Raw genomic sequence first — 13,086 nt, 5'->3', positions numbered from 1 at the left:
CACTACTGGGCCTTCGAGATCGCGGACGGGGGCTCCGCGCCGGCGTTCCGGCCGTTGCGCCTGCGCAGGAGTGCCCATGCGCCCAGTGCCAGGCCGCCGAACGGGATCTCGATAGTGTAAGTCCAGAAGCCGAAAAGCAGTGCGGTCGCGATCGCCGGAGTGGCCGGCACGCCGAACGCGGAGATGAGCAGGGCGGCCACGCCGCTCTCCATGATCCCCGCCCCGCTGGGCGTGATCAGGGCGCTGGTCAGCACCCTGGACAGCGCGAAGACGGCGATCGACTCGGCCGGGCCGGGCCAGGCGCCGGTGGCGTACATGCAGGCCGCCATGATCGCCCACTGGAAGGCGAGGAAGAACACCATGCCGAGCGACAGCCCGAGCCACCGGGTCCTGACGACGCCGGCGGTGTCGGCGCGCAGCTTGTGGAACGCGTCCGAGGCGTGGAACTTCAGCCGCAGCAGCCGGGTGATGCCGTCGAGCACGCGGCCGAGCACGGCGGCGGCGCGCTCCCAGTAAAGGGCGACGGCCACGATCACGCAGAGCACGAGGATCGAGATGGCCCCCGTCCACCCGGCGTTGGCGACGGTCGCGTTGGGCGCCTTGCCCGCGGCCAGCAGCGCGATGATCCCGACGGCCGGCAGGATGAACCTGAACAACGTGTTCCAGATGCCGCTGACCAGCGTCATCACCACGATCGACCGGCTGGTGAAGCCCCAGCCCCTGGTCATCGCGAACGTCACCGCCACGCCGACCGCACCGCCGAACGGCAGCAGGTTGCTGACCGCGCTGCCGGCCGCGTTGATCGTCAGGCCCTGCAGGTTGTTGAGGCCGGGCAGGGAGTTGGTCAGCACGAACGTGTACGCCAGCAGGCTCAGCAGCCACAGCGCGCTCATCAGCGCGATCTCCCCGGCGCCGAGCGTGCCGAAGACGGTGCCGATCTGCTGCCAGGAGACGGGCTTGCCGGTGAGCGCGTGCACGATCTGCGGCAGGAAGACCACGAGCAGCACGGCGACCCCGAGCGACAGCACGGAGAGGGCGATCTGGAGCCACTTGTTCTTCATCGGGGTCCAGTCTGACGCGTCGCCGGACCGGCAACGTCCTCCGGAGGAATTATTTCGGCCACCGGTCGAAGGGATGAGTGAGCCGGGTGCCTGGCGGCAGGTCGCGGCGTACGTACCACTCGGTGCCGAAGACGAAGCGGTAGAGCGGGCGCGGGACCTTCAGCATGACGGCGAGCGTGCGGTCGCTGTCGCCGCCGCTGGCCTGGGAGGCGTGCGCGGCCATGGACGCGCGTTTCTGGCGCGTGTATTTCCTGACGTTGACCCGGTGGGTGATCGTCTCGCTCGACGAGTAGGCGCTCTCGAACGTCCGTACGTCGAACTCCGGCGGGAACTTGTAGAACCGGCCCGCCAGCCGCAGCAGCCTGACCAGCGGATCGCGGTTGACCGTGGCCTCCAGGACGATCTCCGTCCCGGCGATCTTGGCCGCCCGCTTGCCCACCCGGTGGACCTGTACGTGGTCGGGGTGCCCGTAGCCGCCCGCCGGGTCGTAGATCGCCAGCAGGTCGGCCTCCTCCTCCTGCAGGATCGCGGCCAGCGCCTTGGCCGCCGCCTCGGTGTCGGCGTCGATGAAGGCGTTGTCGGGCCGCTCCTCGGCGATGCCGCCCTTGGGGCTCAGCCCCGAGTCGCCGTAGCCGAGGCACTCCACGCGGGCGCAGCCGAGCAGCGCGGCCGACTCGTAGAGCTCCTTGAGCCTGGTCTCGCCGAGCGCCTCGCCGGGCGCCATCTCGGCCAGGCCGCGCTCGCCCGCGGTGGCCACCACGAGCACCACGCGGTGTCCCTCGGCCGCGAGCATCGCCATGGTGCCCGCCGTCAGCAGGGCCTCGTCGTCAGGGTGAGCGTGAAAGAACACTGCGGTACGTGGAGGCACATGCCCAGATTAGTCTGGGAGGGGTGCGGATCTTTCACGTGAGCGACTGTTACCTGCCGCGACTCGGAGGGATCGAGGTCCAGGTGGCCGATCTCGTGCGGATGCAGCGGGAGGCGGGACACGACGTCTGCGTGGCCACGGCGACGAAGGGCGAGCCGCTGCCCGGGGTCCACCGGATCGTCGCCAGGATGCCGTTCGACCTGCCCGTTCACCCGTTCGGAGTGGGGCATCTCACGCGCCGGCTCACGTCCCTGCGCCCCGACGTGGTGCACGTGCACACGGGGGCGGTCTCGCCGTTCGCCTGGATGGGCGTGCGGGCCGCCGCGCGGGCCGGGCTGCCGTGCGTGGTGACCGTGCACAGCATGTGGGACCCGGTCACGCGGGCGCTCTACCGGCTGCTGCGCCTGGCGTTCGGCTGGCAGCGGTGGCGGCTGGTGGCGACCACGGTCAGCAACGCCGCCGCGGTCCCGATCCGCGCCGTGGCCGGGCCCGAGGTGCCGGTCCGGGTGGTCTCCAACGGCCTCGACCTGTCGGGCTGGGCGCCGGCGCCCGGCACGCCCGACCGGCGGGAAGAGGTGCACATCGTCGCCGTGGGCCGGCTGGCGCCGCGCAAGCAGCCCGTACGCCTGCTGAGACTGCTCCAGGCGGCCAGGCGGCGGGTGCCCGCCAGGATCCCCATGCGCGCCACCATCATCGGCGACGGGCCGGCTCGCGGCCAGATGGAACGTTTTCTCGCCCGGCACGGCATGGCCGGCTGGGTCTCCCTGCCGGGCCGCTACACGCGGGAGCAGATCGCCAAGGTGCTGGAGTCCGCGGACGTGTTCGTGGCGCCCGCGCCGCGCGAGTCGTTCGGCATCGCGGCGCTGGAGGCGCGGGCCGCGGGGCTGCCGGTGGTGGCCAGGGCGCAGAGCGGGGTCGCCGACTTCGTCGCGGACGGCACGGAGGGGCTGCTCGGCCGGACGCTCGGCGACCTGGCCCGCGCGGTGGCCCGGCTCTGCACGGACGCGGGGCTGCGCGAGTCGATCGCCGCGCACAACCGGGCGACCCCACCGGCGGCCGGCTCGTGGTCCTCGGTCCTGGCCGGGTTCGACCGGGCCTACGCGGAGGCGCTTCAGCCGCGCCGGAGCACCACGTAGCCGTCGCGCTCGAACACCTTCGCGTACCCCTGGCCCTGCAGCGCGTCGACCGTGGCGCGCTGCTCGTCCGCCGAGCCGAAGGGGAACTCCCAGCGGGAGGTGTCGGCCACCACCCACGGCGCGCCGTGCGATCGGGCCGTCCACAGCAGGACGGTGGTCCTGGAGGTCAGGGCGGGGCCGACGGAGTTGACCGCCTCGACGGTGACCCCCGACGGCACCTTGCTCACGGCCTCGGCGGCGGCCGCCGCCTTGGGCTCCTGGTAGAAGGGCGGATGGTAGAGCTGGTCCAGCGCGAATCTGGGCACCAGGGTGATCGCGACCGCGCAGGCCGCCGTCGCCCAGGCGAGCTTGAGCGAGGCGTCGTCGGAGCGTTTGAGCCGGCGCAGCAGCCTGGACAGCCCGTCCACGCCCGCGCAGAAGAGGATGACCACGGTGAAGGCGCTGTACTGGAAGTCGGCCTGCCACCACTGGGAGCGGTCGGACAGCATGCGCTCCAGCACGTGCGGCAGCGCCACCAGCGACAGCGGCGAGAGCAGGCACAGCAGCAGCGTCGGCCACACCAGCAGGAACAGCGTGTCGACCTTGGCCTCCTCGCTGAAGGGCAGCAGCACGGCCGCGATCGGGTCGCGCAGCAGCGCCAGGATCGCGCTCGGCACGTCGGGGCCGAGATGGTTGTAGGCCCAGAAGTCCTTGGAGTCGCCGCCGAACGCCGTGATCGCCAGCCCGCGTACGAGCAGGACGGCCCCCGCCCCGAGCGCCACGCACAGCAGCCCCCGCAGCCGGTCGCCCAGGACGAGCAGGCACAGCCCCGCCCCGATCACCATCAGCCCCATGTCCTCCTTGACCAGCAGGAGGTCGAGCATCGCGATGAGGGCCGGCAGCCGGTGGCCGGCGTGGTAGCGCTCGATCATGATCGCGGTGAGCACGGGGACGAACATGACCTCGTGCGCGTCGAACGCGACGGCCTGCGCGACGGGCCACGACAGCGCGTACGCGACGGAGACCAGGTAGGCGGGCGCGACGCCGAGCACGCGCCGGGTGAACAGCCAGATGAACGGGATCGCGGCGGCGAACAGCAGCGCCTGCGCGACGATCAGCGTCTCGGGCCCGTCGTGGATCCAGTAGAGGGGCGCGAGCATCGCGTAGGCGGGCGAGAAGTGGTCGGCGAGCTGCACGTAGTCCATGCCCCGCCCGTGGAACATGCCCAGCACGGGGATGTGCGGCGGCCGCAGCGCCGCGTAGTTGCGCACCGCCTGGTCCACGATCACCAGGTCGAACGACGTGGCCCGGAACGTGGCCAGCTTGACCAGGCCGAGCACGGCATAGACCACCGCGGCGACGAGCGCGATGGCGCCCACGCGTACGCGGTGGCCGGACAGCCGGATCCTCCAGAGGGAGGCGGCGGCGGACGCCCCCTGTCGCGCCGCCAGAGTGTCACCCGTCACGGGCAGCAAGGGTAGAACGAATCCCCCCGAACGTGGCGCGGCCGCCGCGCCGACCTGCCCCCCACAGGCGGAACGGCGACCGCGGGCTCCGCATCAGGTGCAGGCAGAGGAGATCTTGGTAGAGAAGCCCTGCATCTTGCCCGTGAACGAGGTCACCTCGGACAGGTCGCCCTTCTCCAGGGTCTCGAAACCGGCGGCAAGGTCGTTCAGCGCGGCGGCGACTTCGCCGTCGTACTTGCCCGCGAGCTCCTTGGTCTTGCCCGCCGCGTCCTTCGAGGCCGTGCCGATGGCCTTCGTGTCGGTGGCGTCCTTGGTGATCGTGGTGGTCCACTCGTTCATGATCTTGGTGGCCTCCTGGGCGGCGGTGTTGCAGTCGACCGCCTGGCCCAGCGCACCGCAGCCGGTGCTCGTGAGGACAGCAAGAGTCAGCGTCGCGGCCACGACAGCCAGGCGACGGCGAGGGGGAGTCATTTCTAGCCCTTCGGTGGTTTGATCGAACGAAGGGAACATTATGGGGCAGCCCTTGACCGTCGCTTGCACCCCACTAACACCACGAGTATCAAGCCGGCGTAAAGCCTCAGCGGCTGAGCCAGCGTTTGCGGGGATGGCGGACGGTCAGGCTGCCGTACTTCGTCCTGCCGCTGATCACCACGTGGACCGCGCCGGCGCGGGGCCTGCCGGGCACGTCGCCGGTGTGGACCTGGCCCCAGTCGCTGTGGAAGGCGTCCACGTTCGCGACGCCGCCGTCCGGGAGGGTGATCTTGGCGGAGCCGTACGCGAGGTCGAGCTCGATGTCCACCACCGGGTGGGTGATGACGGCCTCGGAGAGGTCCAGCTCGACGCTGCCGTACTTGGAGACCACCCGCAGCCTCCGGGGGACGGCCCAGTCGCCGGCGCGCTTGATGTGGCCGTTCTTGGACTCCAGCTCGACCACGTCATCGACCTGCGGCTGGTCCACGGGGAGATCGTCGATCAGGCCCAGCAGCTCGCCGTAGGTCCGCGCGGTGAGGGCGATCTCAAGGCGGTCTTCGAGCTCCAGCTGGGTGAGCCGGCCTTCGCTGAAGGCGTGCTGGAGCTGCTGCGCGGTGCGCTCTCGGTCCTCGTCGGACACTCGCATCTGCAATTGCGACATATCTTGAGCATAAGGTCGCAGCACTCAGAACGGGAGTTGTCTGCCGGAAGGGGTGCGGAGATCAAGGGGCAGCGGCCCCCGGACGAGGGTGGGGCGGCGAACGACCCGGATTCGCTTCACGACACTTACGTACCCACCGGATTGCTGAGAAGTCATCTTCCTTGGGTAGCGTGGTCTCTGATGTTGGCGGAACCGTTCACACACCCGGCGCTCCTCTATCGGGGCGACCGGGAATATGTGGCTGCCACCTGCGCATTCGTCCGCGCGGGGCTGGCTCTGGGCGAGCCCGTCGCGATCGCGGTCCCGGCCCGTAATCTGGCCCTGATCGAGGCCGAGCTCGGCGACGACGCCAAGTCCGTGCGCCTGCTCAACATGCAGGAGGCCGGGCGCAATCCGGGACGGATCATCCCCGCCGTGCTGCGCGACTTCGCCGACCGGCATCCCGACGGGCACGTACGGATCATCGGCGAGCCGATCTGGGCGGAGCGCACCGAGACCGAATACGGGGCCGCCGCGCAGCACGAGGCGCTGATCAACCTGTCGTTCGCGGGGCGGCGGGTCACGATCCTGTGCCCGTACGACGCCGACCGGCTCTCTCCCGAGGTCCTCAAGGAGGCGGAGCGCACCCACCCCGTGATGTGGGACGTCTCGGGGGAGTGGGCCAGCGCCGAATACGCGCCCGAGGTGGTGGTCTCCGCGCACAACCGCCCGCTGGACGAGCCCGCCGTCTTCGAGTCGCTGCGCTTCGACCACACCAACCTGTCGGCGGCCCGGGGCCTGGCCGCGCGGCGGGCCGCGGAGATGGGGTTCTTCGGCGACCGGCTCGACGACATCCAGCTGACGGTGGCCGAGCTGGGCGCCAACAGCCTCGACCACGGCGGCGGCTCGGGCACGCTCCGGGTCTGGGCCGAGGGCGGGCGGCTGGTGTGCGAGGTCAGCGACGCCGGGCACATCACCGACCCGCTGGTGGGCCGCCGCCCGGTCGACCCGCGCCACGCGGGGTCGCGCGGGCTGCTGATCGTCAACCTCCTGAGCGACCTCGTACGCGTGTACACCCGCCCGGGGGCGACCACCATCCGCGTCTACTTCGACGCGCCCGGTCCATCCGTCTGAGCCCGGCCTGCGGCTACCCCTCGATCTCCGACATATCCGGATAACGGGTGCCAGCGACGGCGCCGGTGCGGCCGACGACCTCCTCGTTGGCACCGAGCCCGTACGTGTCCGCCGTGTCCAGGTCAAACCGGGTCAGGCACCCGGGCCCCACCCTGAGGGGGAAGTCCCTACTCAGGGTCGTGTCCGCGCAGGTGGCCGGGTGTTCTCAGGGTCGCTTCCGACCAAGGTATTAGGGGATCGTTCAGGCCACTTCAGGGGCGATCTCCGATACTCCGCGAGGCCGTGTTCCACGAGCTTTGAGGCATGAAGGCATTGCTTGTCAGCGGATTCGCGGCCATCGGCACCGGAAGCGGCGCCATGCTCACCCTCCACGCGGAATCCGACCTCGACCCGTTGCACAGCGTCATCAGCGAGTACGCCTTCCAGGCGTCCGGTTGGCTGCTGCCCGCCTCGCTGACGTTGTTCGCGGTGGGCTCGGCGTTCATCGCCGAGGCGATGCGCCGTGCCGGGATGAGCCGCTGGGTCGTCGCGCTGCTGCTGGCGTGGGGGGCGAGCATGTTCCTGATCGGCGCCTTTCCCACCGACCGGCCGGGCGTGCCGCTGTCGTTGTCGGGTGGCATCCACCGGTATGCCGCCTTCGCCGCGTTCCTGGTGATGCCCGCGGCGGGGATGCTGCTGGCCAAGGCCAGGATCCGGTACGCCAAGGCGGTGCGGATCCTCAGCGGGGTGGCGCTCGGAGCCCTGCTGCTGGTCGTGGTCCCGTACGTGGTGCGGATGTTCGGCATCCCGCTGACCAACGACGACATCCCGGCCGGGCTGACCCAGCGGGCCGTGGTCGTCACCGAAATAGGCGTGCTGGCGCTGGCCGGGCTGTCGATGCTCAAGCCGCTGGCTCAGCGCTCCCAGGGCGGCTCCTCGCCCAGCTTGGCGTAGTAGCGCGCCAGGTGCCCCTTGACGCCTTCGATGTCCTTCTTCGGCAGATCGACCCCGCCCCTGGCGCCCTCCATGACCGCGGCCGCCGCGAACACGGCCCGGGGCACCGCCTTCAGCTCCCCGTTCACGACGTCGGCGATCGGCAGCTTGTACGCGCCGAACTCGTCGGCGTCGTCGGCGTCGTACCAGCTGAAGGCCTCGCGGTATTTCGCGTTCGGCTTGTCCTCGGCGTTCGCCCACTTGCGCACCCGCTTGTCCGCCGCGGCGGCGTCCCACTCGCGGTCGCGCTGGGCGAGGGGCAGGTCGTGGAATCGCGTAACGGTCATGTCGGGCCGCTACCCCAGACGCAGGCGTGAAACGGGTCGGCCGGGAAAGAGGTAGGGCCCGATCACGATGTGGAGTGCTGAGATGACGATTTTGATTGCGTATGACGGTTCCGACGATTCCAAGGCCGCGATCGCCTTCGCGGGCGAGCTCCTGAAGGGGGAGTCGGCCGTGGTGCTGACGGTGTGGGAGCGGGCGGCGATGGCCTCGGCCAGGGCCTCCGTGGGGCTCATGATGGCGATCGACCAGCTGGGCACGGAGGACGCGGCGATCGAGGGGGCGATGCGGGAGCTCGCCGAGCAGGGCGCCGACCTGGCCCGCCAGGCCGGCCTGGCGGCGACCCCCCGGTGCGATCCGGACTCGGTGGCGGTGTGGTCGACGATCGTGGACGTGGCCGAGGAGATCGACGCCAGGCTCATCGTGACGGGGACGCGGGGGTTCGGCGGGGTGCGTTCGCTGCTGCTCGGCAGCACGTCCGACCGGGTGCTGCACCACGCGGGCCGGCCTGTGCTGATCGTGCCCGCCCCCGACACCGCCCCCGACACCGCCCCCGACACCGAGCCCGGCGCCGAGCCCGGTGCCGACGCGGTCACCTGACGGCGGGCGTTCACCTCGCCGTCGGCCGGGCTGTCGGTGGGATGCGGCAGAGTAGGAGCCTCCTGAGGCGGGAGAGGAGGCGGGCGCGTGCCGGAGGAGCTGTCGCGCCGGCTCGGCACCACCGACGCGGTCGTGGTGGGGCTGAGCGCGATGATCGGCGCGGGCGTGTTCGCGGCCTTCGCGCCGGCCGCGGCCGCGGCTGGCGCCTGGCTGCCGGTGGCCCTCGTGCTGGCCGGCGTCGTGGCGTACTGCAACGCCACCTCCTCGGCCCGCCTGGCCGCGCTCTACCCGGAGTCCGGCGGCACCTACGTCTACGGCAGGCGGCGGCTCGGGCCGCTCTGGGGCTACCTGGCGGGCTGGGGCTTCACGGTCGGCAAGACGGCCTCGTGCGCGGCGATGGCGCTCACGTTCGGCTCCTACCTCGCCCCCGAGCTGGCCAGGCCGCTGGCCGTCGGCGCGGTGGCCGCGCTGACGGCGGTCAGCCTGTACGGCGTGCAACGTTCGGCCGGGGTGGCCCGGGTGATCGTCGTGTTCGTGCTGGCCGTGCTCGCCGCGGTGGTGGTCACGGGGCTGCTCGGCGACGACACGGTCACGTTCGGCTGGGTCGCCTACGTGCCCCTGCCCGCCTCGCACGTCGACGTCTGGGGTGTGCTGCAGGCGGCCGGGCTGCTGTTCTTCGCGTTCGCCGGTTATGCCCGGATCGCCACCCTCGGCGAGGAGGTGCGCGACCCGGCCCGCACCATCCCCCGGGCGGTCGGCATCGCGCTGGGCATCACGTTCGTCGTCTACGCGCTGGTCGCGGTGGCCGCGATGCGCGCGCTCGGGCCGCTGCTGGCCAGGTCCCCGGCGCCGCTGGCGGACGTCGTCAGGGAGGCCGGGGCCCCGTGGCTGGTGCCGGTGGTGGGGGCCGGGGCCGCGGTGGCGGCGCTGGGCGCGCTGATGGCGCTGCTGCTGGGCGTCTCGCGCACGGTGCTGGCCATGGCCCGCGAGCGCGACCTGCCCGGCGCGCTGGCCGTGGTGGACCCGGTGCGGCAGGTGCCGCGCCGGGCCGAGCTGGCCGTGGCGGGCGCGGTGATCGTGCTGCTGCTGGTCGCCGACCTGCGGGGGGCGATCGGGTTCTCGTCGTTCGGCGTGCTGGTCTACTACGGCATCGCCAACGCGTGCGCGCTCACGCTCGACCGCGCGGAAGGCGCGCCGCCCCGGCCGGTCGCCGGGCTGGGGCTGGGCCTGTGCGTGCTGCTGGCCGCCACGCTCCCGGCGGCGTCGGTGCTGGCGGGCCTGGCGGTCTTCGCGGTCGGCCTGGCCGTCTGGCTGGTCCGCCACCACGCCGGACGTTAACGGGTGGCCGGGGCGGGCGGGCGTCGTTAGCATGGACGGCATGACGATCTCGCTGAAGATGATGGCCCCTTAGGGGGTTTTCGTCGGCGACGTCCTGTCGAGGCCCTGCGAGCGGGGCCTCTCGTCGTGTTCGGGGCCCCTTGGAGGCACCTGATGTACCTCACGACGACCATTCCCTACGTCAACGCCCGCCCTCATCTCGGGCACGCCCTGGAGCTCGTGCAGGCGGACGTGCTGGCCAGGCACCACCGGCGGCGCGGCGAGCCGGTGCGGTTCCAGACCGGGACCGACGACAACTCGCTGAAGAACGTGCTGGCCGCCGAGGCGGCGGGCGTGCCGGTGCGGGAGCTGGTGGACCGGAACGCGGCCGCCTTCGAGGGGTTGCGGGGGCCGCTGGACCTGTCGTTCGACTCGTTCATCCGGACGAGCGTCCACCCCGGGCACCGGGCCGGGGTCGAGCGGATCTGGGAGGCGACCGGGCACGACCTCTACCAGCGGCACTACGAGGGGCTCTACTGCGTGGGCTGCGAGCAGTTCTACCCGGAAGGCCCCTGTCCCGACGGGCACGAGGCGCCGCTGCAGCGCGTCTGCGAGCAGAACTGGTTCTTCCGGCTCTCCCGCTACCAGGACGCCCTGAGCGAGCTCATCCGCAGCGGGCGGCTCAGGATCGAGCCGGTCGCGCGGCGGAACGAGGTGCTGGCGTTCATCGAGGCCGGACTGGAAGACCTCAGCGTCTCGCGCTCCGCCGCCCGCGCCCGCGGGTGGGGGATCCGCGTGCCCGGCGACCCGGACCAGGTGGTGTACGTGTGGTGGGACGCGCTGGCCAACTACGTCACCGCGCTCGAAGGCGACGACTACGACCGCTGGTGGGTCTCCGAACCGCGCAGGGTGCACCTGATGGGCAAGGGCGTGATCCGGTTCCACGCGGTGTACTGGCCGGCGATGCTGCTGTCCGCGGGCCTGCCGCTGCCCACGGAGATCTTCGTGCACGACTACCTCACGGTGGACGGCCGCAAGATCAGCAAGTCGTCGGGCGGCGCGGCCGATCCGGTGGCGCTGGTGGACGCGTACGGGGTCGATGCCGTGCGGTGGTGGCTGCTGCGCGAGGTGCCGCGCGTGGGCGACGCCGACTTCACCGAGGAACGGCTGGTCGCCAGGGCGGACGAGGACCTGGCCAACGGGCTGGGGAACCTGGTCAACCGGGTCGCCACCATGGTCCACCGCTTCCTGGACGGCCACGTACCCCCGGCCGGGGAGGAGCTGGCCGCGGTGCCGGTGGACGAGGCGCTGGAGGCGTTCGATTTCCGGCGGGCGGCGACGGCCGTCTGGGCGCTCGTCGAGGAGGCCAACAGGTACGTCGAGCGGACCCGGCCGTGGCAGCGGTCCCGGGCCGGGCAGGAGGCCGCGCTGGGGACGCTGGTGCACGCGTGCCGGACGCTGGCCGTACAGCTGGAGCCCTTCCTGCCGACGGCGGCGGCGCGGGTGGCCGCGGCGGTCGCGGGGGAGCGGCTGCCCCGGCCCGAGCCGCTGTTCCGCCGCCTCGCCACGGCCGGAGTGGCTGGTTGACGGAGATCTGGAGGAAGCTTACGGTGGCGCACACCGACCAGCCGGTATGGAGGCGCCCATGGCCACCGTCCCCACCATTCGCGGCCCCGTAGACGTCGACGAGCTCGGGCAGACGCTCATGCACGAGCACGTGTTCGTCCTGGCCACCGAGCACCTCGACAACTACGGCAGAGGCGCCTGGTGGGACGAGGAGGCCCGGGTGGCGGACGCGGTCGCCAAGCTGAACGCGGTGGCCGCGAAGGGCGTGCGGACGATCGTCGACCCGACGGTGTGGGGTCTCGGCCGCTACATCCCGCGCATCCAGCGCGTCGCCGAGCAGGTGCCCGGCCTGAACATCGTGGTCGCCACCGGCATCTACTCCTTCGAGGAGCTGCCCCACCAGTACGAGCACCGCGGCCCCGGCCTGTTCATCGACATACCGGACCCGATGATCGACGACTTCGTCCGCGACCTCACCGAGGGCATCGCCGACACCGGCGTGAAGGCGGCGTTCCTCAAGTGCGTGGTCGAGCAGAAGGGCCTGACGCCCGGCGTCGAGCGCATCTGCCGGGCCGTCGCGCAGGCGCACCTGCGCACCGGCGCGCCGATCACCGTCCACACGAACTCCTTCACGCAGAGCGGGCTGATCGCGCTCGACCTGTTCGCCAAGGAGGGCGTCGCCCTGGAGAAGGTGGTCGTGGGGCACGCGGGCGACAGCAACGACCTCGACTACCTCATGCGCCTGGCCGACACGGGCGCGACGCTGGGGATGGACCGGTTCGGGCTGGACGCGTACAACCCGACCGCGCAGCGGGTGGCCACGGTCGCGCAGCTCTGCCGGCGCGGATACGCCGATCGCATGGTCCTCAGCCACGACACGGCGTGCTTCATGGACTACTTCGGTGGCGCCTGGGAGGAGGCCCGCTCAACGCTCGCGCCGAACTGGCGCTACGATCACATCCACGACGATGTCTTGGCCGCACTGGTGGACGCGGGTGTGACCGACGACCAGATTGAGCAGATGCTGGTGTTCAACCCGAAGCGCTACTTCTCGTAAAGTAGTCGGATCGGTCAAGCAATGCAGGTAGGTGGAGCTGGGTGACTTCGGAGCAGGCCTTGTCGATCAGCCTCGGACTCCAAGGGCCCTGTGTCATCGCGCGGCTGACGGGGGACTTCGACTTCGGGTCCGCCGCCGAGGTCCGCGACCGTGTCACCAAGGCCCTCGATCTCACCCAGCCCCCCATGCTCGTCATCGACATGCAGGCGGTCAGCGTCTGCGACTCCTCCGGCCTGTCCGTGCTGGTCTACCTGCACAAGGCCGTCACCGCCTCGGGCGGGCGGCTGCTGCTGGCGGGGCTGAACGGCCGGTGCAAGCACCTGTTCGCGATCACCGCGCTCGACAAGTTCTTCGACATCCGCACCACGGCCGAGCTGGCCATCGCCGAGCTCAACGAACCCCCGGCGTTCCCCGAGTAGCCCCCTGGCCTCGCGGGATAAGGCCGACATAAACGGATAACCGTTTCATATCGGATCTTCTTTACCAAACGTTGGTAGTGTCGGCTTCCTGATAGTAGTCGGACAAGCACGAGCCGCT

14 protein-coding genes are annotated in these 13,086 nt (G+C 71.3%); 8 read left to right on the top strand and 6 right to left on the bottom strand.

Annotation, left to right across the window (positions count from 1 at the left end):
- Positions 1-2: 2 nt before the first annotated feature.
- Both HD596_RS02755 and HD596_RS02750 read right to left on the bottom strand, forming a co-directional pair.
- On the bottom strand, positions 3-1,061 hold the full coding sequence (locus HD596_RS02755; RefSeq protein ID WP_185067729.1) for a lysylphosphatidylglycerol synthase domain-containing protein: 1,059 nt from the start codon (positions 1,059-1,061) through the stop codon (positions 3-5).
- A gap of 49 nt (positions 1,062-1,110) precedes the next feature.
- Positions 1,111-1,911: a PIG-L deacetylase family protein gene (locus HD596_RS02750; RefSeq protein WP_185067728.1), complete on the bottom strand. Its 801-nt coding sequence runs from the start codon at positions 1,909-1,911 to the stop codon at positions 1,111-1,113.
- Between the two features lie 56 nt (positions 1,912-1,967).
- On the opposite strand from HD596_RS02750, the gene HD596_RS02745 reads away from it, so the two are divergent.
- A complete protein-coding gene (locus HD596_RS02745) occupies positions 1,968-3,065 on the top strand; it encodes a glycosyltransferase (RefSeq protein ID WP_313042436.1) in 1,098 nt (365 codons plus the stop codon).
- On the opposite strand, the gene HD596_RS02740 is transcribed toward HD596_RS02745, so the two are convergent.
- From HD596_RS02740 to HD596_RS02730, 3 genes are all read right to left on the bottom strand, one after another.
- Entirely contained in the window at positions 3,041-4,510 is a 1,470-nt protein-coding gene (locus HD596_RS02740) for a DUF2079 domain-containing protein (RefSeq protein ID WP_313042432.1), read from the bottom strand. The two genes, HD596_RS02745 and HD596_RS02740, sit on opposite strands and share 25 nt — an antisense overlap.
- Before the next feature lie 93 nt (positions 4,511-4,603).
- Positions 4,604-4,951: a DUF8711 family protein gene (locus tag HD596_RS02735; protein WP_185067726.1), complete on the bottom strand. Its 348-nt coding sequence runs from the start codon at positions 4,949-4,951 to the stop codon at positions 4,604-4,606.
- 136 nt (positions 4,952-5,087) lie between these two features.
- Positions 5,088-5,642 carry a DUF1707 SHOCT-like domain-containing protein gene (locus HD596_RS02730; protein WP_246554079.1) on the bottom strand — a complete coding sequence of 185 codons (555 nt, stop codon included), beginning with the start codon at positions 5,640-5,642 and terminating at the stop codon, positions 5,088-5,090.
- Between the two features lie 180 nt (positions 5,643-5,822).
- Between HD596_RS02730 and HD596_RS02725 the strand changes: the two genes are divergently transcribed.
- Together HD596_RS02725 and HD596_RS02720 are read left to right on the top strand one after the other, a co-directional pair.
- Complete coding sequence (locus tag HD596_RS02725) at positions 5,823-6,755, top strand: anti-sigma factor RsbA family regulatory protein (protein ID WP_185067725.1); 933 nt, start codon at positions 5,823-5,825, stop codon at positions 6,753-6,755.
- Between the two features lie 303 nt (positions 6,756-7,058).
- On the top strand, positions 7,059-7,688 hold the full coding sequence (locus HD596_RS02720) for a DUF998 domain-containing protein (RefSeq protein WP_185067724.1): 630 nt from the start codon (positions 7,059-7,061) through the stop codon (positions 7,686-7,688).
- On the opposite strand, the gene HD596_RS02715 is transcribed toward HD596_RS02720, so the two are convergent.
- Positions 7,649-8,014 (bottom strand): hypothetical protein, encoded by a 366-nt coding sequence (locus tag HD596_RS02715; protein ID WP_185067723.1) that lies wholly within the window; start codon positions 8,012-8,014, stop codon positions 7,649-7,651. The two genes, HD596_RS02720 and HD596_RS02715, sit on opposite strands and share 40 nt — an antisense overlap.
- A gap of 82 nt (positions 8,015-8,096) precedes the next feature.
- Between HD596_RS02715 and HD596_RS02710 the strand changes: the two genes are divergently transcribed.
- The 5 genes from HD596_RS02710 (at position 8,097) to HD596_RS02690 (ending at position 12,968) form a co-directional block, all read left to right on the top strand.
- On the top strand, positions 8,097-8,609 hold the full coding sequence (locus tag HD596_RS02710; protein ID WP_185067722.1) for a universal stress protein: 513 nt from the start codon (positions 8,097-8,099) through the stop codon (positions 8,607-8,609).
- Between the two features lie 87 nt (positions 8,610-8,696).
- A complete protein-coding gene (locus HD596_RS02705) occupies positions 8,697-9,947 on the top strand; it encodes an APC family permease (protein WP_313042427.1) in 1,251 nt (416 codons plus the stop codon).
- A gap of 153 nt (positions 9,948-10,100) precedes the next feature.
- The gene (locus HD596_RS02700) at positions 10,101-11,513 is read left to right on the top strand and encodes a methionine--tRNA ligase (protein ID WP_185067721.1); all 1,413 of its coding nucleotides are present in this window, start codon (positions 10,101-10,103) and stop codon (positions 11,511-11,513) included.
- Positions 11,514-11,571: 58 nt separating this feature from the next.
- On the top strand, positions 11,572-12,549 hold the full coding sequence (locus HD596_RS02695) for a phosphotriesterase family protein (RefSeq protein WP_185067720.1): 978 nt from the start codon (positions 11,572-11,574) through the stop codon (positions 12,547-12,549).
- Positions 12,550-12,590: 41 nt separating this feature from the next.
- Positions 12,591-12,968: an STAS domain-containing protein gene (locus HD596_RS02690; RefSeq protein WP_185067719.1), complete on the top strand. Its 378-nt coding sequence runs from the start codon at positions 12,591-12,593 to the stop codon at positions 12,966-12,968.
- The last annotated feature ends 118 nt before the right edge of the window (positions 12,969-13,086 follow it).

Source organism: Nonomuraea jabiensis (assembly GCF_014204795.1).
Classification (GTDB): Bacteria; Actinomycetota; Actinomycetes; order Streptosporangiales; family Streptosporangiaceae; genus Nonomuraea; species Nonomuraea jabiensis.
This window is presented reverse-complemented; position numbering and strand designations above follow the sequence as displayed.